Raw genomic sequence first — 20,900 nt, forward strand, 5'->3', positions numbered from 1 at the left:
GCTACGCGCCCCATCCGGCCTGGGTTCCGCCCACGCGCTCGTCGTTGATTTGCTTCTGGTAGCCGCTTTCAGCAAAGGCGGCGAGGGGGTCCGCGGGCAGGCCGCGGGATTCGCGCCACTCGGCGAGGGCCGGGCGGACGTCGGTGTAGAAGGCGTTGGAGAAGATGTCGTTTGCGCCGAGGACATCGCCGGCGTTCTGCGCCTCGGTGAGGGCAACCCGGTCCACGAGCAGGGCGCGCGCGGTCATTTCCTGCACGTTCAGCACGGAGCGGATCTGGCCGGGGATCTTCTCCTCGAGGTTGTGGCACTGGTCCAGCATGAGAGCCACTTCGCAGCCGCCGCCCAGGCCGCCGCCGCGGATGACCTCGTACATGATGCGGAACAGCTGGTAGGGATCGGCGGCGCCCACGATCAGGTCGTCGTCGGCGTAGAAGCGGGAGTTGAAGTCGAAGGAGCCCAGCTTGCCCAGGCGCAGCAGCTGCGCCACGATGAACTCGATGTTGGTGCCGGGGGCGTGGTGGCCGGTGTCCAGGCAGACCTTGGCCTTCTCGCCCAGGGCGAGGGTGTGGGCGTAGGAGGTGCCCCAGTCCGGGACGTCCGTGTGGTAGAAAGCCGGCTCGAAGAACTTGTATTCCAGGACCATGCGCTGGTTCTCGCCCAGGCGGGCGTAGATCTCCTGCAGCGACTCGGCAAGGCGGTCCTGGCGGCCGCGGATGTCGCCCTGGCCGGGGTAGTTGGTGCCGTCGGCGAGCCAGATCTTCAGGTCGCGGGAGCCGGTGGCATCCATGACGTCGATGCACTCGAAGTGGTGGTCGATCGCCTGCCGGCGGACGGCTGCGTCCACGTGGGTCAGGGAGCCGAACTTGTAGATGTCGTCCTGGAAGGTGTTGGAGTTGATGGTGCCCAGCCCCACGCCGTGATCTTTGGCGTAGGCGTTCAGCGCGTCATAGTCATCCACTTTGTCCCACGGAATGTGCAGCGCGACCAGCGGCGCCAGCCCCGTGAGCTCGTTGACCTTGGCGGCGTCCGCAATCTTCTCCTGCACCGTGCGGGGAGTGCCCGGCGTGCCAAACACCTTGAACCGCGTGCCGGAGTTGCCGTAGGCCCACGAGGGGACCTCAATCGCCAGGTCGTCGAGGCGGCCCAGGGCCGCTGCCATGTCACTCATTGTGTGCATCCTTAGTTTCTTTGCTGGCGGCAGCCAACTGTTCCTCAAGATTGAAAACTTCGTCGAGCACGATGAATCCCTCATCCGGGTTGCCTTCCGACGGCGGGAAGAGACTGGCCATTTCGGCCTGCCACCTGCCGTTGACCTCGGTCAGCGCCATTCGGGCACGCGCCGCGTCCAGGTCGTCGCACTCGAGAATGCCGATCAGCAGGCCGTCATCGCCCAGGTGCAGGGTGTAGTCATTCCAGCCTGCCGCCTTGAGCTCCCGGAGCATCTCGGGCCACACACTTGCGTGTGCTTCCCGATAGGCCGAAAGGTGCCGGGGATCAACGGCAGAACGAAAACAAACCCGCATGGCCTAACCTCATTCTTGAAACGATTCATTGTTACGATTCAAAGTACACTTGTTCACAAATCAATGTCAACCATGGCCCACGACGAAGACCGGGCGGCAATCGGTTGGCTCCATTGCGGAGGAGTTTCATGCGGACTGCAAGCATCAAGGACGTTGCCAACCATGCAGGCGTGGCTGTGGGCACGGTGTCCAATGTCCTGAACTACCCGGAACGGGTGGCCTCAAAGACCCGGGAACGGGTCCAGGCATCCATTGCCGAACTGGGCTTTGTCCGCAACGACGTGGCGCGCCAGCTCCGGGCCGGGCACAGCCGCACCATTGGGCTTGTGGTGCTGGACATCGGCAACCCCTTCTTCTCCTCCCTGGCCAGGGCGGCGGAGGACGCTGCCGCGGAAGGGGGCAACGCCGTCGTCCTTGGCAACAGCGGGCACGATGCCGGGCGCGAGCTGCACTACATCGACCTCTTTGAGGAGCAGCGCGTGCAGGGCGTGCTGATCTCGCCGGTCAAGGACATCACCGCGCGCCTCAAGGCCCTGGTGGCCCGCGGCACGAAGGTTGTACTCGTGGACAGCCCCGCGCAGGAGGGTGCATTCAGCTCAGTCTCGGTGGATGACATTTCCGGCGGCTTCATGGCCACAAAGCACCTGCTGGACATTGGCCGGCGCAGGATTGCCTTTGTGGCAGGCCCCCAGGAATTCCACCAGGTCACGGACCGCCTGACCGGCGCCATGCGCGCGGTGGCGCAGGTCCCGGGCGCCACCTTGGAGGTGCTGCAGGCCTCGGACCTCACGGTGCTGGCCGGGCGCGGCATTGGCGACGCACTGGTTGCCCGGGAATCGCTGCTGCCGGACGGGCTTTTTTGCGCCAACGACCTCCTCGCACTGGGCGTCATGCAGTCACTCACCATGCTGAACACGCTGCGGATCCCGGAGGACGTGGCCCTGGTGGGCTACGACGACATCGACTTTGCCGCCTCGGCCGTGGTGCCGCTGACGTCGGTCCGCCAGCCCACCACGCTCATCGGGCGCACGGCGATCGAGCTGCTCACTGAGCAGCTGGAATCGCCGGAAGCCGGCCCGCGGTCGGTGGTATTCGAACCCGAACTGGTGGTGCGGGCCAGCACCGGAGCCTGATCCGGGCCGGCCGGACTTGAGGCCAACCCCCGCGCAGGACGGTGTTCCCGGCGGCACTCTCGCAAACAAAATGAATCGTGTCAATTTTTGGAGAAATCCTTGACCCCCCGCTCCGGGGGTGGGTACGCTCGGCCATGCACGGAAAGCGTTATCCCACTGAGGGGCGACCCGCCCAGAGATGGATTCAACGATGAATCTCAGCACCCATCCGTTCCGCACAGCCGTGGCCCTGGCCGCGTCCACAGCCCTTGTCTTGGGCGTGGCGATGCCGGCCGGCGCCGCATCCGGCAAGGCCCCGCCCGGCGGCATCCAGCTAGAGTCCCTGGACAGGGGGCTCGTGGCCGTCTCCACCACGGACGGCATTTTCCTCAGCTGGCGCCTGCTCGGATCCGAGGCCACAGGAGCCACCGCGACAGGACTTGCCGGACCTGATTTCACGGTCTACCGCAATGGCACCAAGATTGCGGACGTCACGGACAGCACCAACTTTGCCGACGCCGGCGGCACTGCATCGGACCAATACACCGTGGCACCGGTGGTCAACGGCGTCGAGCTGGCCGCAAGCGGCGCCGTCACGGCGTGGGACCAGGGATTCCACGACATTCCCCTGACCCGGCCCGCGGGCGGGACCACCCCTGCGGGCGAGGCCTACACATATTCGGCCAACGACGTTTCCGTGGGCGACGTGGACGGCGACGGGGCCTACGAATTCGTGGTGAAGTGGGACCCCTCCAACTCGAAGGACGTCTCGCAGGTTGGCTACACGGGCCCGGTCTTCATCGACACCTACAAGCTGGACGGGACGCTGCTCAACCGCATCGACCTTGGCGTGAACATCCGCGCCGGCGCCCACTACACGCAGTTCATGGTCTACGACTTTGACGGCGACGGCCGCTCAGAGACCATCCTGAAAACTGCACCCGGCACCAAGGCCACCGGATTCGCCCCGGACGGATCAGTCAGCAACGAATCATTCGTGACCCTTCCCAAGGCGGACCTCAAGGCAGGCTGGACCAACAGCGACGACTACCGCATGAGCGCCGCCGACTACCACGAACACCTGGTGGGCATGTTCCAGGGCTGGACGGAACACCCGGAAGTGAAGGCGGGCAACTGGCCGGCCACCCTGGAGGAGGCGTTCGGCATCCCCACCACCCACAACTACCCGCTGTCGCGTGCCGATGCCGTGGAGCTGGTGGACTACTTCATGGATGTCTACGCCCCTTCACGCAGCGCCCGGAACCAACTGCGCAACTTTGAAGGCTTCATTGTGGACGGCCCGGAATACCTGACCGTTTTCGACAGCGCCACCGGCAAGGAATTGCAGACGGTGCCCTACGAACCCGGCCGCGGCGACGACGGCCTGATGTGGGGCGACTACGCCATGGCCCGGATCGAACCCGGCAACCGGGTGGACCGATTCCTCGCCGGCGTGGCCTATCTCGACGGCGAACACCCGTCGGCCGTGTTTGCCCGCGGCTACTACACGCGCACCACCATGGCCACCTACGACTGGAACGGCAAGTCCCTGACACAGCGCTGGATGATCGACAGCGGCCACGCCCCCATGAGCAACCCCTTCAACGATTCCCCGCACGGCCGCGACGGCACCGATCCCACCTATGGGAAGATCACCACCCAGGGCTTCCACTCGCTGAGCGCCGCCGATGTTGACGGTGACGGGCGCCAGGAAATCGTCTACGGCTCCGCCACGATCGACGACGACGGCTCGGTGCTGTACAGCTCCCACGACACCATGCCGGCTGGGAGTGCGGACCCCGGAGCAGACGCCCGGCTGGGCCACGGCGACGCCATGCATGTCGCGGACATTGATCCGAACCGTCCCGGCCTGGAAATCTTCACAGTCCACGAAGGCGGAACCTGGGCCCCCTATGGTTCGGCACTGCGCGACGCCGCCACGGGAGAAATCCTGTTTGGCGCCTACTCCGGCAAGGACACCGGGCGCGGGATGATCGGTGATGTGCGCAGCGACGTGCCCGGCATGGAAGTCTGGTCAAGCATGCCCGGCGGCACCGAAGCCAGCGGCCTGCTCAGCTCCGCCGGCACCATCCTTTCCGCAGCGACCCCCGGCACCGACCAGTCCATCCGGTGGTCCGCCAACCTCACCACCGCCATCGTCAACGGCAGCGGCGAGGCCACACCCACGATTGACTCATGGGAACAGGGCCGGATGTTGATTGCCACTGGGACCCGGACAAACAACGGAACCAAGGGCACAGCGTCACTGGTGGCCGATGTCCTCGGCGACTGGCGTGAGGAACTGCTGGTCCGCACGGCCGATTCGGGCGCACTGAGAATCTTCACGAGCACCGAGGTCACGAGCCACAAACTGACCACCCCGATGCACGATCCGCAGTACCGGGTGGAGGTGGCGCGGCAAAACACCACGTACAACCAGCCCTCCTACACCAGCTACTACCTGGCCAGCGACATGGACTTCGCCAAGGTGCCGTTGCTGGCCAAGGCGGCAACCCCCGCGGCGCCCAAGTTCGTGGACGCAGGGAAGTCGGCGCACGGGATCGTCATCATCCCGAACAGCGCCACGATGGACTACTACGTTGACGGGGTCAAGGCAAAGAACGGTTCGACCAAGGTCACCTCGGCATCCGTCACCGTCGCTGCGGTCCCGAAGCCGTTTGTTGCGATCGCCGACGGCGCCACAGCCCGATGGGAGTACACCTTCAAGAAGTAGCAGTCACCCTGCGGCACTGGCCGCGCACATGCCCAGCCGCCCCGGACGACGCACCCCGCGCCCGTCCGGGGCGGCTGTCGTGCTGCGGTCCGAAGACCTGCCACCTGCCGCCGCCGCGGGGACTGCCCTGCCGCAATCGACGGCCTGGAAGGAGGTCTCAAACTACGGCCCGGAACATGGGCGCAACAGTGGAATTGGGAGGGCACCCACGGCTAGACTGGGCCTTTGTGAAACCTTTCAATTTTCACTGAGAGCATTCGAGCAAAGGAGTTCCATGCCTTCCCCCTCCCCCGTTGATTCCAGCAATCCGGCCCCTGCAGCCCTGTCCTCACAGGAGCTGCGCACCGCCCGCCTGTGGGAGTCCCTTCCGGGCATGTCCTATGGCGGGGACTACAACCCCGAGCAATGGCCCAGGGACATCCGCCTGGAAGACATCGGGCTCATGAAACAGGCGGGCGTCAATGCGCTGAGCGTTGGCATTTTCTCCTGGTCGTGGCTGGAGCCGTCCGAAGGCCAGTACGACTTCGACTGGCTCGACGAGATCATGGACAACCTCGCCGCGGCCGGCATCAAGGTTGCCCTCGCCACGGCAACGGCGGCACCGCCGGCCTGGCTGGTCCGCAAGCATCCCGAAATCCTGCCGGTCACTGCCGACGGAACCGTGCTGGGACCGGGGTCGCGGCGGCACTATTCACCGTCGTCGTCCGTCTACCGCACATATGCCGCCGGAATCACGCGCGCCCTCGCCGAACGCTACAAGGACCACCCGGCGCTGGTGCTGTGGCACGTGGACAACGAGCTTGGCTGCCACGTCAGCGAATTCCACGGCCCCGAGGACACCGCAGCGTTCCAGGCCTGGCTGGCCCGGCGCTACGGGACCGTGGATGCAATCAACGAAGCCTGGGGCACGGCCTTCTGGTCTCAGCGCTACGGCAGTTTCGAGGAGATCCGCACGCCCGGCCCGGCGCCCACCACCCTCAACCCCACGCAGCAGCTGGACTTTGCCCGTTTCAATTCGTGGGCGCTGGTCGATTTCTACACCATGCTGGTGGACGTCATTCGCGAGGTCACCCCGGACATCCCCGCCACCACCAACTTCATGGCCTCCAGCGCCACAAAGGCCCTGGACTACTTTGACTGGGCCGGGCGCATGGACGTCGTGGCCAACGACCACTACCTGGTGGCCGCAGACCCCGAGCGCCACATCGAGCTGGCCTTCGGCGCCGACCTGACCCGCGGCGTGGCCGGCGGAAAGCCGTGGATGCTGATGGAGCACTCCACGTCCGCCGTCAACTGGCAGCCACGCAACATGCCAAAGCTGCCGGGCGAGATGGCACGCAACTCGCTGGCCCACGTGGCCCGCGGCGCAGACGCCGTCATGTTCTTCCAGTGGCGCCAAAGCCGGGCCGGCTCGGAGAAGTTCCACTCGGCCATGGTCCCCCACGGCGGGACCGACACCCGGGTCTGGCGCGAGGTGGTGGAGCTCGGCGCGTCCCTGCAGGCCATGGACGCGGTGCACGGCTCCCGGGTGGAGTCACGCACGGCCATCATCTTCGACTACGAATCCTGGTGGGCCAGCGAGCTGGACTCGCACCCCAGCACCGACGTGAAATACCTGGACCTGCTGCGCGCTTTCCACCGTGCCCTGTTCCTGCGCGGCATCACGGCGGACTTCGTCCACCCCTCCGCCAACCTGGACGGCTACGACCTAATCCTGGCCTGCACCCTGTATGCCGTGAACGACGCCGATGCCGCCAACATTGCCGCCGCCGCCACCCGCGGTGCAACGGTTTTGGTCAGCTACTTCAGCGGCATCGTTGACGAGAACGACGCCGTCCGGCTGGGAGGCTATCCCGGCGCCTTCCGCGACCTGCTGGGGATCACCGTCGAGGAGTTCCACCCGCTGCCCGAAGGCGCCGCTGCTGCCGTCGCCGGATCGGGCGTTGACGGGTCGGCCGCCGGCTGGTCGGGGCGGATCTGGAGCGAACATGTGCACTTGGCCGGCGCCGAGCCTCTGGCCAGCTTCACCGAATACCCCTTGGCGGGGGTTCCTGCACTGACCCGAAATGCTGCGGGTTCCGGCTCCGCCTGGTACCTGGCCACGTTCCCCGAAGCCGGGGCGCTGGATGGAATCCTGGGCCGGCTGCTGGAGGAGTCCGGCGTGGCGGCCCCTGTAGTTGCGGCTCCCGGGGTTGAGCTGACTCGCCGCCGGGCAGCCGACGGTACCGGCTACCTGTTCGCCGTCAACCACGGCACGTCCGATGCTTCTGTTGCTGCTTCGGGCATGGAGCTCATCAGCGGCACGCAGTTCACCGGAGTGCTGGCCGCCGGAGCAGTGGCCGTCATCGCCGAGGACTGAGGGCCGGAAAAGCAAAAAGGACGGTATTTGCGGAAAGGGACGGACATATAGTCCGTCCCTTTCCGCAAACACCGTCCGATTCCCCCGGCGGCGCCGTCCCGGGAACTACCGGGCCTGCAATCCCTGCCACCGGTGGTTCACCGAGACCACCGCCAGTGTCATGGCACCGGGGACGATGAAGACCAGCGGCGCCAGCATCCATACGAAGGTCAGGCACATGGCCATGGCGGCGACGAGCAACGCGGTGCCCACCCAGTCCTTGGCCGCATCGTGCCTGGCCTGCGCCCACGCGCCGGCCCAGGCGGAAGGCGGGGTGTCCGCCGTCGAACGTTTCAGCGGGGCAAACTCATGCCACACGCCGGCCGCCCGCAGCAGCAGCACGGCGAACCCGCCGGCCAGCAGCACGGTGGCGGCCAGGACCACGCGCCCGCCCGGCAATTGCCCCGAGCCGGCCAGCAGGAGATTGACGGAGGCAAGCGCACCGGCCCCCAGCAGTGCCAGCCCGAGCTTCCAGCTGCCGGAAAGTGCTGCCTTGAAGTCGGCCCACAACGAGGCGACGGTGTCGGGGCGCCCCGAGATGTGGCGTTCCATGTGGGCCGCGCCGGCAGCATAGGCCGCCGGCGCAGTCACGACGGGCAGCGCCAGGGCAAACAGGCACACCCCCAGGAGCAGGGTCTCGCTCAGCAGGGCAAACTTGTTGACCTTCGGGGCATCGGTGGCGGCGAGCCGGGCGTTGCGGGCCTGGCGGCTTTCCCTGGCGGGCTGGCTGGCGGATGACATGTTTATCCTTTCAGTCCTTGGGTGGAGACGCCTTCGACGATGTGGCGCTGGAAGATCAGGAAGAACAGCAGCACCGGGAGCAGGGCGAGAACGGACATGGCGATCATGGCGCCGTAGTCCGAGCTTTGAGTCTGGTCCACGAAGAGGCGCAGGGCCAGGGGCAGCGGGTATTTGTCGGGGCTGTTGAGGTAGAGCAGCGGGCCGAGGAAGTCGTTCCAGCTCCAGATGAAGGCAAAGATGGAGGCGGTGATGATGGAGGGCTTCATGAGCGGGAGCATGATGCTGCGGAAGATCCGTACGTGCCCGGCGCCGTCGATGCGGGCTGCTTCATCGAGTTCCCGGGGCAGGTTGCGCATGAACTGGACCATGAGGAAGACGAAGAACGCCTCGGCTCCCAGGAACTTGCCCAGCAGCAGCGGGATGAAGGTGTCCACGAGTCCGAGCTGTTGGAAGATGATGTACTGCGGGATGATGACCACGTGGAAGGGCAGCAGCAGCGTCACGATCATGAGGGTGAAGAACAGTTTCCGGCCGGGGAAGTTGATGCGGGTGAACGCGTAGGCGGTCACGGTGGAGGAGAGCACCACCCCGATGACTGAGCCGACGGCCAGGATCAGGGAGTTGCCGAAGAACTGCAGGGTGCTGACGCCGCCGATGCCGTCCATGGCCTTGACGAAGTTGTCGAAGCTGAAGTTCTCGGACCAGATGGCCGCGTTGCCGACAATTTCGCTGCTGGGCTTGAACGAGGATGAGACCATCCAGACGGCCGGGTACATCACCACGGCGATCAGGGCGAGGGTGACGCCGTGGAACAGGAGGGTTTTCAGGCTTTTGCCCAGGATGGTGCGGCTCTTGGGGTCGCGGGCGGCCGGTTCCGCCGGGGCTGTCCCGGCGGCGGGTGGGGTCTTGAGGGCTGTGGATGTCATTTTTCGTCTCCGCTGTAGTGGACCCAGTTGTTGGAGGTCTTGAAGAAGATCAGCGTAATAATGCCGATGACGATGAGCAGCAGCCAGGCCATGGCCGAGGCGTAGCCCATGCGGAAGTCGCCGAAGCCCCTCAGGTACAGGTACAGGGTGTAGAACATGGTGGATCCTGCGGGACCGCCGGAACCGTTGGAAATGATGAACGCCGAGGCGAAGATCTGGAAGGCGTGGATGGTCTCCATCAAGAGGTTGAAGAAGATGACCGGGGAGAGCAGCGGAAGTGTGATGCTCAGGAACTTGCGCACCGAACCGGCGCCGTCCATTTCGGCGGCCTCGTACATTTCGGCGGGGACCTGCTTCAGGCCGGCCAGGAAGATGATCATGGGGGCGCCGAATTGCCACACCGTCAAGAGGATCATCATGGGCATGGTCATGCTCGGGTTGCCGACCCAGCCGCCGATCCCGATGCCGAAGAAGCTCAGGATCTGGTCAACGGGGCCGGCGTCGCCGAACATGGCTTTCCAGACGATCGCGACGGACACGCTGGCGCCGATGAGGGAGGGCACGTAGAACGCGGAACGGTAGAAGCCGCGTCCGCGGCGCTTGCTGTTGAGCAGCATGGCGATCGCCAATGCCGCGATCAACTTGGCCGGGGTGCCGAAGACCACGTAGGTCAGCGTCACCTTCACGGACTGGATGAAGCGATCATCCTGGAACAGCTTGGTGTAGTTCTCGAAACCAATCCACTTGGGTGCTTCAAACAAGTTGTAGTTGGTGAAGGAGAGGTACAGGGAGGAGATCATGGGCCCTGCGGTCAGGAGAATGAACCCCAGGAGCCAGGGCAAAAGAAAGGCGTAGCCGGTGCGGGCCTCCGCCCTCCGCTGCTTGAGTTTCTCATCTCGCAGCGGAGGGCCGGACTTCGCCCGCCGGGTGGGGGCTGGTGTTTGCGTCAATGCGTTGCTTTCGTCGACTATGAGTTTTGGCTGATGACGTCTTCAGCGGACGTGAACCACTGGTCCACGGCCTCGTCAACAGTGACCTTGCCGTAGTTCAGTTCTTCCTGGATGCGCAGGAACTCGGACTCAAGCGTGCCGAAGCCGACGATCGGCGGCTCGGGTGCGTCGGTGAGGTACTTGGCAATGGACTCTTCGTAGGCCACGACCTGGGCGTCAACGCCGTCGAAGGTGGTGCCTTCGCGCTGGGTCTTCGACGCCGGAACGCCGCGCGTGGTCTTGAAGATCTCGCCGACCTCGGGGGAGTTGATCATGAAGTCAATGAACTTCGCGGCCGCGTCCTTGTTCTTGGTCTTGGCGCTGGCCACCATGAGCATGGCCGGCTTCAGGAACAGGCCAAGGTTGTCGGGGTCGTCGGACGGCACGGCCACCATGTTCAGTTCCTTGGCACCGGAGTCTGCAAGGTATCCACCCATGAAGTTGTCCCAGGTGGGCTCGGAGACCGTCTTGTTGGAACCGAAGGGGGACTTGGGCAGCAGCTGGGTGACGTCCGCCGCGGGGATGATCGCGGGGGTGCCGCGCAGATCGCTGTTCATGCTCCACCACGCGTTCAGGTCGGCCTTGGTGAAGCCGAGCTTTCCGTCCGCGGTGAACGCGGGGATGTTGTTCTGGCGCAGGTAGATGTTGAACAGCCACCAGATGCCGCTGAAGTCGGTGGAACCGTAGTACTTGCCACCGCTCTTGGTGCCGGCATCGGTCAGGAACTGCTGGTACTGGGCGTAGGTCCACTTACCTGTGGGCTCGGCAACGCCGATTTCCTTGAGCTTGGCCGGGTCGTAGTAGACGGCGAAGGCGTTGGTGCCGGCAGGCAGGCCGTACAGCTTGTCGTTGACCTGGCCGGACGGCAGCAGGGTCTTGTCAAAGCCGGAGATGTCGATGCCGATGTCGCCGAGGTCCAGGAGCTGGTTGCGCTGGGCGTAGTCGCGCAGGTAGGACAGGTCCCACTGCATGACGTCGGGCAGCCCGCCGCCGGCAGCTTCGGTGGCACGCTTCTGCCAGTAGCCGGCCCAGTCGGTGAAGGTGCCGACAACCTTGATGGTGGGGTTCTGTTCGTTGAAGAGTGCGATGGCCTTGTTCGTGCGCTCGGCACGGTCATCGTTGCCCCACCACGTGTAGTTGATTACCGTGGGCTTTTCCACGGTGCCGGCAGAGCCGCCGCCGTCGGAACCGCCGCATGCCGTAAGCAGTGCCGTGGCAGCCACACCGGTGGCAATGCTGGTGATGAAATTCCTTCTGCTGATCATGGGAGCTCCCTCGCTCATAAGTTCGTCCGACGTCCTGGTGACGGCTGCGACAACGATTCATTCGGCGACTTTCATCACGGCATCCTGTGATGTCAATTACACCTTATGAAACGATACAATATCCGTGATGAGGCACCTTGGCAAGCGCATTCCGCAAAAGTGCCGTTGAAAGGCAGGAAGTTTTGTGAGCGGTAACAGTTGGGTCTCAGTTTGGCCCAAACCTTGTCAATCCTGCTAGTCCCGGCACCCATCGTTCGTCAGCAGCCGGGCCCGCTCAGCCTGAGTGAGCGCCAACAGCGAACCGTGCCGCGCCCCCGGAGGCAGGACCGCGTCCGGGACATGGTCCCAGGCCGCCGCCGCCAGGTCCGTCGTGGTGAACAGCTGATATCCGCGGAGGCCAAACTCGTCCGCCAGCAGGTACCACCGTCCACCTGCGGGGTCGGCGGCAACAGCCGGGCCCTCGGCCCGGACCATGGCCCCCTTGCCAATGTTGCCGGCCACGACGGTGAATGCCGGGTCTTCCAGGGACGTGCCCACCTCCCCAAAAATATGCAGGCCACGGCCAGGTAGCCCGCCCTGGTCGTTGGCGGAGAAGCGGTACCACCGCCCGCCCTCCTCCAGGAACGTTGCGTCAATGACGTCGTGGCCCAGGTCCAGGTAGACCTTCGGCTCCCCGAAAGTGCGGAAATCCGCAGTTTCGGCCATCATCATGCGCTGGTGCGTGCCCGGTCCACGGTCCTCGCCTGCAGCAAAGAGCGCAGAGGCCCACAACACGAGCCATGCCTCGCGCTCCTCGGACCAAAAGGCCTTGGGCGCCCAGGTGTTGCCGGCCCCGGGCGTGGACACGCGGCGGCGGAACGGGCCGTCCCACTGCACAAGATCGGCGGATTCCCACACCAGGATGGAGTCGCTGCCGTGCCGTGTGGCCCGGTTCCAGTCCTGCCCGGTGCCGATTTTCAGGTCGGTGGCGATCATCACGAATCGGCCGTTCCTTTCGTCGCGGATGAGGAAGGGGTCGCGGACGCCGCACTCCCCCACCGCAGAGCGCAGCACTGGCCGCCCGCCGTTGAGCGCCGTCCACGCGGTGGGCGACGGGCCGTCGCTCAGCGCAAACCGCACCTGTTCGCCGTCGGGCTCCTCCTCGCTAAGGAAATAGGCGAGCAGGAAGCCGCCGCTCATCCCAGAACCTCCGAAACCTCAGCCGGCAGCGGCAGGCACAGCGGTTCCGCGGACGGAACCACCTGCTCCAGCAACCCGCCCGGGCCGTGGTGGAGGCGGTCGAAGCGCAGCTCGCGGTGGTAGCCGTTCCCGTCGGGGATGGCGAAGCGGTGGTAGGCAATCACCCAGTCGTCGGTGCCGGGCGCGGCGGTGATGGAGTGGTGGCCCGTGGCCAGGATGCCCCGTGCCACGTCCTTGCGCAGCAGCACGCCCTGGTAGTGCCACGGTCCCAGCGGGCCCGACCCGGTGGAGTAGTGCACCTGGTAATCCTCGCTGCGGGTGTCATCGACGGACCAGGACAGGTAGTAATCCGCGCCGCGGCGGTGCACCCACGCCGCCTCGCGGAAGTTCTCCGGCACCCAGGACACCACGTCCGCCGGCGCGAAGGAGACCATGTCCGGAGCCAGCCTGACGCCGTGGGCCGTGCCGTTGCCCCAATAGAGGTAGGCAGTTCCGTCCGCATCTGTGAAGGTGGCCGGGTCGATCGCGACACCGTCGAAGTCCCCGGGGGACACCAGGGGCCTGCCCGAGTCCACGTACGGACCCGTCGGGGAATCGGCGACGGCCACGCCGATGAAGCCCCGGTCCGCCGTGAAATAGAGGTAATGCTTTCCGTTTGCCTGCGCATAGGCGGGCGCCCAGGCATGGCCGGAGGCCCACTGCGCGTTCCGCACGTCGAAGACTTCCCCGTGGTCCCGCCAATCCCGCAGGTCCGTGGACGTGAAGGCACGGAATGCTGTGGAGCCCCATTCCGGCGAACCGTCCGTGGTGGCGAAAAGCAGGTAGCGCCCGTCCACGACGGCGATATTGGGGTCGGCGAAATGCCCGGCAATGGGCGACGGCGTCTCGCCGCGCCAGCCGTTCTGGCCGCCCATCACGCCTTTTCCACATTAAGTTCGACGACGGCCCAGGACAGGGCGGGCAGCGTCAACGTCAGCTGGCCCCCGGCTGCCGTGACGCCCGTGAGCGGGCGCAGGCCCACCTGGTTGGGCAGTTCCAGGGTGTTTTTGGCGAACCTGTCCAGCCCCGTGGGGACGTCAAGCACCTCAGCCCTGGTGAGCTCTCCGGCGTCGAACCCGCCCAGGCGCACCTCCACCTCGGCGGCCTCGTCCAGTCCCCGGTTGGCCAGGAACAGCGCCATCCTCCCGGTCTCCTCATTCCAGGTGATGCTGGCGTCCACGAGGTCGGTGTCGCCGAAGCGGGCCGTCTCCACCTTGTCCGAGTCCACCACGGTGCGCATGACCTGCCCCTTGGCCAGCTCCGCCATCCGCGCGAACGGGTGGAAGATGGTCTGGCGCCAGGCGGGGCCGTTGGGCTCGGCCAGGATGGGTGCGATGACATTGACCAGCTGGGCCTGGTTGGCGATCTTCACCCGGTCGCCGTGGCGCAGCAGCGAGTTCAGCAGTGTGCCAACCACGACGGCGTCGGTCACGTTGTACCTGTCCTCGATGACTCGCGGGTGCTCCTGCCAGGGCCGCGTGGTCACCTGCTCGGGGCTGTCGGGATCGCCGGGGCGGCTGTACCAGACGTTCCATTCGTCGAAGGAAAGGTTGATGTGTTTCTTGTGCCGGCCCTTGGCGCGCACGGCGTCCGCGGTGGCCACCACGGACTCGATGAAGTGGTCCATGTCGACGGCGCTGGCCAGAAAGCTTGCGGCGTCGCCGTCCTGTTCCTGGTAGTAGGCGTGGAGGGACAGGTAGTCGACCTCCTCGTAGGTGTGGGTCAGCACAGTGTGCTCCCAGTCGCCGAACGTGGGCATGCCCGAGTTTGAGGAGCCGCAGGCCACGAGCTCGATGCCCGGGTCCACGAGGCGCATGGCCTTGGCCGCCTCCTGGGCCAGCCGGCCGTATTCGTGGGCGGTCTTGTGGCCGATCTGCCAGGGTCCGTCCATCTCGTTGCCCAGGCACCAGAGCTTGATGTTGAAGGGGTCCTTGTGCCCGTTTTTCGCCCGCAGGTCAGACCACCGCGTGCCGCCTGGATGGTTGGCGTACTCGACGATTTCGCGGGCCGCGTCGACGCCGCGGGTGCCAAGGTTGACGGCCTCCATGATCTCGGTGCCGGCCTTCCTGGACCAGTCCACAAACTCATGCAGGCCGAAGGCGTTGGATTCCACGGTGTGCCAGGCGCCGTCGAGGCGGCGCGGCCTGTCTGCAACCGGGCCGATGCCGTCCTCCCAGTTGTAGCCGGAGACGAAGTTGCCACCGGGGTAGCGGACCACGGTGGCGCCGAGTTCCTTCGTCAGCGCGAGCACGTCCCTGCGGAAGCCCTGCCCGTCCGCCTCGGGGTGGCCGGGTTCGTAGATGCCGGTGTAGACGCACCGGCCCATGTGCTCCACAAACGACCCAAAGAGCCGGTGCGGAACCTCGGAGACGGTGAATTCTCGGTCAATGCTGATCCGTGCGCGGGTCATGGCGGGTGGCTCCTTGTTGTGTCAGCTTGGGTTGGGATGCATGTGCGCAGCTCCTGGCCGGGCACGCATGCACCCATTATTGTGATCGCTAACATTCAACCTGTCAAGAGATTATTGAAACCTTTCACCCATTGTGCTGCACCTGCTTTCTGCCATCCGTCACACCGCGGCGAACGGCCAAGGAGCAGCGGCGGAGGCCCGGCCGGCCGGGAACGCGCCGCCGCGCCTTGGAAAACACATTAAAAGCACCTGACCCGCAGCCAGCGGGGAAAGCCACGGCAAGATGCGTGAGTTTCCCCGCTGGCTGCGGGTCAGGTGAAGGGGCCTGCTAGATCAGGCCCTGGGCCAGCATGGCGTCGGCGACCTTGACGAAGCCGGCGATGTTGGCGCCAACCACGTAGTTGCCGGGCGAGCCGTAGGTTTCTGCGGTCTCGGCACAGCGGTCGTGGATGCCGATCATGATGTTGTGCAGGCGCTCCTCCGTGTGCTCGAAGGACCAGGCGTCGCGGCTGGCGTTCTGCTGCATTTCCAGTGCCGAGGTGGCCACGCCGCCGGCGTTGGCTGCCTTGCCCGGTGCGAACAGGATGCCCGCTTCCTGGAACACGGAGATGGCGCCGCTGGTGGAGGGCATGTTGGCGCCTTCCGCGAGGGCGATTACACCGCTCTTGACCATGCGGGTTGCGGTCTCGGTGTTGATCTCATTCTGCGTGGCGCACGGCAGGGCAACGGAGGCGTTGACGTCCCAGACGGAGCCGCCCTCGACGTAGCTGACCGAAGCGCCGCGGCGGACGGCGTATTCCTTGAGGCGTCCGCGCTCCTTTTCCTTGATCTGGCGCAGCAGCGGAACGTCGATGCCGTTCTCGTCCACGATGTAGCCGGAGGAATCGGAGCAGGCAACAACCTTGGCGCCGAGCTGCTGGGCCTTGGCGATGGCGAAGGTGGCAACGTTTCCGGAACCGGAGACAACCACGCGCTGGCCGTCGAGGCTGGTGCCGCGGGTCTTGAGCATTTCCTGGGTGAACATGACGGTGCCGAAGCCGGTGGCCTCGGGACGCACCAGGGAGCCGCCCCAGCCGATGCCCTTGCCTGTCAGGACGCCGGACTCGTAGCGGTTGGTGATGCGCTTGTACTGGCCGAAGAGGTAGCCGATTTCGCGGCCGCCAACGCCGATGTCGCCGGCAGGGACGTCGGTGTACTCGCCGATATGGCGGTACAGCTCGGTCATGAAGGACTGGCAGAAGCGCATGACTTCGCCATCGGACTTGCCGCGCGGGTCAAAGTCGGACCCGCCCTTGCCGCCGCCGATGGGCATGCCGGTCAGGGCGTTCTTGAAGATCTGCTCGAAGCCCAGGAACTTCACAATGCCTAGGTACACCGAGGGGTGGAAGCGCAGGCCGCCCTTGTACGGGCCAAGTGCGGAGTTGAACTCAACGCGGAAGCCGCGGTTGATCTGGACACGTCCGGAATCGTCCATCCACGGCACGCGGAAGATGATCTGCCGCTCGGGCTCGCAGAGGCGCTGCAGCACGGCCGCATCAACGAATTCTGGATGCTTATCCAAAACCGGGCCGAGGCTTTCAAAAACTTCCAACACTGCCTGGTGGAATTCTTTTTCCCCGGGGTTGCGGGCTAAAACTTGCTCCCGGATGGCTTCGAGCCTGGTATCCATGAGTCTCCTGAAAAGTGTGAGGCGCCGGAACGCGGCGCATAAATATGCTCACTGGCAATTTTCCAGTCACCCCGGCACTAAGACTAATTTTTCTCATTAAGCGATACGGCGTGCAAGAACCTGCATATTTGGATACCTCAGTCGACGTGACGAAACTCGCCCCAGGCTTTTTTGCGCTTTATTGGCCGCCACTGCCTGCGCTTGCAGGACTAGTCCTTCTTGCGCTTCAGGGATGCCAGCAGCCCGGCACCTTTTTTGGCCGCGCGCCCAACGCTCCTGCTGAGCGCACCCTGCGCTGTGGCGTCGTTGTCCGCGCCGGAGGCAAGAACCGGCTGCGGACCGCGGACGGCCTTGTCCGGAACGGTGGCCGCACCGCGGTTGGCGGGTGTGCCGGCACTGTGCGCCGGCGCCTGGACGGAGGTGCGCCCCGCAGCTTGCCCTGCAGCCTGCGGTGCCGCCTGCACCGATGCGGGGCGTGCGCCTGCGGCCCGGACCAGCTCGGGCGCGGCCACATGCGCGGGCAGCTCGGACCCGGTGGACGGTGCGGCAGCGGCTCTGCCCGCGGCGACAGGGGCAGCAGCGGCGCCTTCGCCACCCTTCGCGGCGGGCTCTTCGACAGTGGCAGGCTGCGGCGCGGACGGTGTAGCCTTGGCCGCCCCGGCGGATACAACCACGGCCGGCTGCCTGCCCGGCTGCCCGGCCAGGGCGTCCGGTGCAGCCTTGGCCGCGGCGGCAGCAGAACCTGCGACGGCGGCAGGCGCTTTGGCGGGCCGGGCGCCGTCGTCCGCAATGCCGGCGCCCAGCGACTCAAGCCAGCTGGACACCAGCGCCAGCGGGGCGGTCTCGATGGCGTAGAACCGCTTCTGCCCCTGGGCGCGCATGGTCACGACACCGGCCTCGCGCAACACGCGCAGGTGCTTGGAAACGGTGGGCTGGGACACCCCCAGCTCGTCCACCAGCTGCCCCACGGCCTTGCTCTCCTGCGCCAGCGCCTCAAGGATGTCCCGCCGGGTGCTTTCGGCAATCACCGCAAAGACTTTTTCAACAACCATTCCACTACCCTAACGACATATGCCCTCCGGGGCATCTTGAGACGCTCCGGAAAACTCGAAAATGACGGGCCGGCGTGTGCAGGTCCCCGAATATTGCGCCGGCCATTGTTTCGCCGGATGGCACGGACTAGTCAAACCACGGGTCCAGCCCGTACAGCGGGAAAACCACCTTGCGGGTGGCCATGACGGTGCGGTCCAGCGCGTCCGACGGGTTGTACCCCACCTCCCAGGAGCGCCACCAGGTGTCGGCGTCCTCGCCCATGAGCAGAGGCGCCACCATCCCGTACTTCTCAGCCACATACGTCCGCCACGTTTCCGGCACGGCGGTGCGCAGCGGCACGGGCCGCCCCGCCACAATCGCCATGAGGTGGCTCCATACCCGCGGCACCACGGAGACAATGTTGTATCCGCCGCCGCCCGTGGCAATCCACCGCCCGCCACACACCTTGTCGGCCAGCGCCGCAATACTCAGCGCAGCCTCCCGCTGCCCATCCACCGAGGTGTTCAGGTGCGTCAGCTCGTCATCCCGGTGCGAGTCGCAGCCGTGCTGGCTGACAATGACATCCGGCCCAAACGCCTCCACCAGCTGGGGCACGACGGCGTGGAAGGCCCTGAGCCAACCGGCATCCGAGGTGCCGGCCGGCAGGGCAACGTTGACGGCGGAACCGGCCGCTCCCGGCCCGCCGATGTCGTTGGCGAACCCGGTGCCCGGGAACAGTGAGATGCCTGTTTCATGCAGCGAGATGGTCAGCACTCGGGGGTCGTTCCAAAAGATTTTCTCCGTGCCGTCGCCATGATGTGCGTCTATGTCGATATATGCAACCTTTGACACGCCCGAGTCCAGCAGCTTTTGGATGGCCAGGGCTGTGTCATTGTATATGCAAAAGCCGCTGGCCTTGTCGGCAAAGGCATGGTGCATTCCCCCGCCAAAATTCACCGCCCGCGGCGTGGCGCCGCTGATCAGTGACTCCGCCGCCCGCAGCGAACCGCCGGCCAGCCGGGCGCCGGCCTCATGCATCCCGGCGAAGACGGGGTCGTCCTCCGTGCCCAGGCCGCGAGCCGGATCGCTGAGTGAGGGGTCCTCCCCCACGCGCCGCACGGCTGCCACGTAGTCGCGCGTATGCACCGAGGCCAGTTCGTCGTCGGACGCCACATAGGCTTCCAGCACACTCACCTGGGGCAGGGCAAGGATTCCCAGCTCGCGGGCCAGGCCTGCCGTGAGGTCCAGGCGCTTGGGCGACATGGGGTGGTTGGGGCCAAAATTGTACGCGGACATGGCCGCATCGCAGACTATGCTTGTCGGGACGGCCGCTGGCCCTGAGCTGGCAATTGATGACATCCATCACAGGCTATCGAAGTCCGGCCACAATTGCCGTATTCGCGGCACTTCAGACAGTTCAAGGCAGAAGGGGCAGCACCGCGTTGAGCGCCAATTCGACACTTCCGCAACGGCTGCCACAGTGGCCCCTGCGCGTTGTGGTGGCCATCCGCGATTTCGTGGACAAGGTGGCCAACAGTTCCCCGGCCCGCCTGGCGCTCATTGTTTTTGCCCTCGTGATCCTGGCGTTCACCCTGACGCTGTGCCTGCCCGCGGCGGCCCGCGACGGCCAGCCCACTGCGTTCCACGACGCCCTGTTCACGGCGGTATCGGCCGTCTGCGTGACCGGCCTGACCACAGTCTCAACGGCGTTGCACTGGTCCTTCTTTGGCCAGCTGGTGATCCTGATCGGCATCTTTGTGGGCGGCCTGGGCATCCTGACGCTGGCCTCGCTCATGTCCCTCATGGTCAGCAAGCGCCTGGGCGTGCGCGGCAAGCTCATCGCCCAGGAGGCAATGAACGCCGGGCGCCTGGGCGAGGTCGGCACCCTGCTGCGCATCGTCATCAGCACCTCCGTGGCCATTGAGGTCATCCTTGCCCTGGCACTGGCGCCCCGATTCCTGATCCTGGGCGAATCCATCCCCCAGGCCATCTGGCACGCCACGTTTTACTCGATCTCCTCCTTTAACAACGCCGGATTCACTCCCCATTCCGACGGCGTGGTCCCCTACGAGGCCGACCTCTGGATCCTCACGCCGTTGATGATCGGCGGCTTCATCGGCAGCCTGGGCTTCCCTGTGTTGATGGTGCTGCTGGCCACGGGCTTCCGCTTCAAGAAGTGGACGCTGCACGCAAAGTTGACCATCCAGGTCTCACTCATGCTGCTGGCGGCCGGAACCATCCTGTGGGGTGCCATGGAGTGGACCAACCCGGACACCATCGGCGGCATGAGCGTGGGGGACAAGATCGTCCACTCGCTGTTTGCCTCCGTCATGACCCGGTCCCTGGGCTTCAACCTGGTGGACATGAACGCCATGAACTCCTCCACCATGCTGCTCACCGACGCCCTCATGTTCGTGGGCGGCGGCTCGGCCTCCACGGCCGGCGGCATCAAGGTCACCACCCTGGCCGTGATGTTCCTGGCCATCGTGGCCGAGGCCCGCGGCGACAACGACGTGAAAATCTATGGCCGCACCATCCCCCAGGGCACCATGCGCGTGGCCATCTCCGTCATCATGATGGGGGCAACGTTCGTCATGATCGCCTGTGGCCTGCTCCTGGCCATTTCGGGCGCAAGCCTGGACCGGGTACTGTTCGAAACCATCTCCGCCTTTGCCACCGTGGGGCTGAGCACGGGGCTCTCAAGCGAGCTGCCGCCGTCGGGCGTCTATGTCTTAAGTGCCATGATGTTCTTTGGCCGTGTCGGCTCCATCACCCTTGCGGCAGCCCTGGCCCTGCGCCAGCGCCGCCAGCTGTTCCACTATCCGGAAGAGAGGCCCATCATTGGCTGACAAAGTAGATTCCAGCAACCGCCCGCCGCACAAC

General features: G+C 65.5%; 16 protein-coding genes. 4 read left to right on the forward strand and 12 right to left on the reverse strand.

Translation table 11 applies throughout. The features are described 5' to 3' along the window. Nucleotide 1 precedes the first annotated feature (1 nt). Together rhaI and JOF48_RS05830 are read right to left on the reverse strand one after the other, a co-directional pair. A complete protein-coding gene (gene rhaI / locus JOF48_RS05825) occupies nucleotides 2-1,168 on the reverse strand; it encodes an L-rhamnose isomerase (RefSeq protein WP_209678339.1) in 1,167 nt (388 codons plus the stop codon). Next, complete coding sequence (locus JOF48_RS05830; protein WP_209678342.1) at nucleotides 1,161-1,523, reverse strand: L-rhamnose mutarotase; 363 nt, start codon at nucleotides 1,521-1,523, stop codon at nucleotides 1,161-1,163. The genes rhaI and JOF48_RS05830 overlap by 8 nt, the downstream gene beginning before the upstream one ends. Before the next feature lie 128 nt (nucleotides 1,524-1,651). Here JOF48_RS05830 and JOF48_RS05835 point away from each other — a divergent pair, with 128 nt between their 5' ends. The 3 genes from JOF48_RS05835 (at nucleotide 1,652) to JOF48_RS05845 (ending at nucleotide 7,728) form a co-directional block, all read left to right on the forward strand. After that, nucleotides 1,652-2,656, forward strand: coding sequence for a LacI family DNA-binding transcriptional regulator (locus tag JOF48_RS05835; RefSeq protein WP_209678345.1), 1,005 nt, complete (start codon nucleotides 1,652-1,654; stop codon nucleotides 2,654-2,656). 190 nt (nucleotides 2,657-2,846) lie between these two features. Then, on the forward strand, nucleotides 2,847-5,369 hold the full coding sequence (locus JOF48_RS05840) for a rhamnogalacturonan lyase (protein WP_209678349.1): 2,523 nt from the start codon (nucleotides 2,847-2,849) through the stop codon (nucleotides 5,367-5,369). A 373-nt stretch (nucleotides 5,370-5,742) separates the two neighbouring features. Then, nucleotides 5,743-7,728 (forward strand): beta-galactosidase, encoded by a 1,986-nt coding sequence (locus JOF48_RS05845; protein WP_425353733.1) that lies wholly within the window; start codon nucleotides 5,743-5,745, stop codon nucleotides 7,726-7,728. 105 nt (nucleotides 7,729-7,833) lie between these two features. Here the strand turns inward: JOF48_RS05845 and JOF48_RS05850 are convergent, their stop codons facing one another. The 10 genes from JOF48_RS05850 to JOF48_RS05895 form a co-directional block, all read right to left on the reverse strand. After that, nucleotides 7,834-8,508: a Poxvirus protein I5 gene (locus tag JOF48_RS05850; protein ID WP_209678354.1), complete on the reverse strand. Its 675-nt coding sequence runs from the start codon at nucleotides 8,506-8,508 to the stop codon at nucleotides 7,834-7,836. Between the two features lie 2 nt (nucleotides 8,509-8,510). After that, the gene (locus JOF48_RS05855; RefSeq protein WP_209678356.1) at nucleotides 8,511-9,434 is read right to left on the reverse strand and encodes a carbohydrate ABC transporter permease; all 924 of its coding nucleotides are present in this window, start codon (nucleotides 9,432-9,434) and stop codon (nucleotides 8,511-8,513) included. Then, nucleotides 9,431-10,384: a carbohydrate ABC transporter permease gene (locus tag JOF48_RS05860; RefSeq protein ID WP_209678358.1), complete on the reverse strand. Its 954-nt coding sequence runs from the start codon at nucleotides 10,382-10,384 to the stop codon at nucleotides 9,431-9,433. The genes JOF48_RS05855 and JOF48_RS05860 overlap by 4 nt, the downstream gene beginning before the upstream one ends. A 17-nt stretch (nucleotides 10,385-10,401) precedes the next feature. Next, the gene (locus JOF48_RS05865; protein WP_209678360.1) at nucleotides 10,402-11,688 is read right to left on the reverse strand and encodes an ABC transporter substrate-binding protein; all 1,287 of its coding nucleotides are present in this window, start codon (nucleotides 11,686-11,688) and stop codon (nucleotides 10,402-10,404) included. A 234-nt stretch (nucleotides 11,689-11,922) separates the two neighbouring features. Continuing rightward, complete coding sequence (locus JOF48_RS05870) at nucleotides 11,923-12,867, reverse strand: glycoside hydrolase family 43 protein (RefSeq protein WP_209678362.1); 945 nt, start codon at nucleotides 12,865-12,867, stop codon at nucleotides 11,923-11,925. Next, nucleotides 12,864-13,781, reverse strand: a complete 918-nt coding sequence (locus tag JOF48_RS05875; protein WP_209678364.1) for a family 43 glycosylhydrolase — start codon at nucleotides 13,779-13,781, stop codon at nucleotides 12,864-12,866. Before JOF48_RS05875 ends, JOF48_RS05870 begins: the two co-directional genes overlap by 4 nt. Next, nucleotides 13,781-15,316 carry an arabinosylfuranosidase ArfA gene (arfA, locus tag JOF48_RS05880; RefSeq protein WP_209678366.1) on the reverse strand — a complete coding sequence of 512 codons (1,536 nt, stop codon included), beginning with the start codon at nucleotides 15,314-15,316 and terminating at the stop codon, nucleotides 13,781-13,783. The genes JOF48_RS05875 and arfA overlap by 1 nt, the downstream gene beginning before the upstream one ends. Before the next feature lie 328 nt (nucleotides 15,317-15,644). Beyond that, nucleotides 15,645-16,985, reverse strand: a complete 1,341-nt coding sequence (gdhA, locus tag JOF48_RS05885) for an NADP-specific glutamate dehydrogenase (RefSeq protein ID WP_209678369.1) — start codon at nucleotides 16,983-16,985, stop codon at nucleotides 15,645-15,647. Between the two features lie 209 nt (nucleotides 16,986-17,194). Then, a complete protein-coding gene (locus JOF48_RS05890) occupies nucleotides 17,195-18,037 on the reverse strand; it encodes an ArsR/SmtB family transcription factor (RefSeq protein ID WP_209678372.1) in 843 nt (280 codons plus the stop codon). A 127-nt stretch (nucleotides 18,038-18,164) separates the two neighbouring features. Next, a complete protein-coding gene (locus JOF48_RS05895; protein ID WP_209678375.1) occupies nucleotides 18,165-19,313 on the reverse strand; it encodes an acetoin utilization protein AcuC in 1,149 nt (382 codons plus the stop codon). A gap of 176 nt (nucleotides 19,314-19,489) precedes the next feature. Here JOF48_RS05895 and JOF48_RS05900 point away from each other — a divergent pair, with 176 nt between their 5' ends. Further along, nucleotides 19,490-20,866 (forward strand): TrkH family potassium uptake protein, encoded by a 1,377-nt coding sequence (locus JOF48_RS05900; protein WP_245346775.1) that lies wholly within the window; start codon nucleotides 19,490-19,492, stop codon nucleotides 20,864-20,866. The last annotated feature ends 34 nt before the right edge of the window (nucleotides 20,867-20,900 follow it).

Source organism: Arthrobacter stackebrandtii (assembly GCF_017876675.1).
Lineage (GTDB): Bacteria > Actinomycetota > Actinomycetes > Actinomycetales > Micrococcaceae > Specibacter > Specibacter stackebrandtii.

What these genes read in the sequence shown, in the direction of transcription:
- rhaI (WP_209678339.1), bottom strand. Translation starts at nt 1,168, where the DNA reads ATGAGTGACATGGCAGCGGCCCTGGGCCGCCTCGACGACCTGGCGATT.
- JOF48_RS05830 (WP_209678342.1), bottom strand. Translation starts at nt 1,523, where the DNA reads ATGCGGGTTTGTTTTCGTTCTGCCGTTGATCCCCGGCACCTTTCGGCC.
- JOF48_RS05835 (WP_209678345.1), top strand. Translation starts at nt 1,652, where the DNA reads ATGCGGACTGCAAGCATCAAGGACGTTGCCAACCATGCAGGCGTGGCT.
- JOF48_RS05840 (WP_209678349.1), top strand. Translation starts at nt 2,847, where the DNA reads ATGAATCTCAGCACCCATCCGTTCCGCACAGCCGTGGCCCTGGCCGCG.
- JOF48_RS05845 (WP_425353733.1), top strand. Translation starts at nt 5,743, where the DNA reads ATGTCCTATGGCGGGGACTACAACCCCGAGCAATGGCCCAGGGACATC.
- JOF48_RS05850 (WP_209678354.1), bottom strand. Translation starts at nt 8,508, where the DNA reads ATGTCATCCGCCAGCCAGCCCGCCAGGGAAAGCCGCCAGGCCCGCAAC.
- JOF48_RS05855 (WP_209678356.1), bottom strand. Translation starts at nt 9,434, where the DNA reads ATGACATCCACAGCCCTCAAGACCCCACCCGCCGCCGGGACAGCCCCG.
- JOF48_RS05865 (WP_209678360.1), bottom strand. Translation starts at nt 11,688, where the DNA reads ATGATCAGCAGAAGGAATTTCATCACCAGCATTGCCACCGGTGTGGCT.
- JOF48_RS05870 (WP_209678362.1), bottom strand. Translation starts at nt 12,867, where the DNA reads ATGAGCGGCGGCTTCCTGCTCGCCTATTTCCTTAGCGAGGAGGAGCCC.
- JOF48_RS05875 (WP_209678364.1), bottom strand. Translation starts at nt 13,781, where the DNA reads ATGGGCGGCCAGAACGGCTGGCGCGGCGAGACGCCGTCGCCCATTGCC.
- arfA (WP_209678366.1), bottom strand. Translation starts at nt 15,316, where the DNA reads ATGACCCGCGCACGGATCAGCATTGACCGAGAATTCACCGTCTCCGAG.
- gdhA (WP_209678369.1), bottom strand. Translation starts at nt 16,985, where the DNA reads ATGGATACCAGGCTCGAAGCCATCCGGGAGCAAGTTTTAGCCCGCAAC.
- JOF48_RS05890 (WP_209678372.1), bottom strand. Translation starts at nt 18,037, where the DNA reads ATGGTTGTTGAAAAAGTCTTTGCGGTGATTGCCGAAAGCACCCGGCGG.
- JOF48_RS05895 (WP_209678375.1), bottom strand. Translation starts at nt 19,313, where the DNA reads ATGTCCGCGTACAATTTTGGCCCCAACCACCCCATGTCGCCCAAGCGC.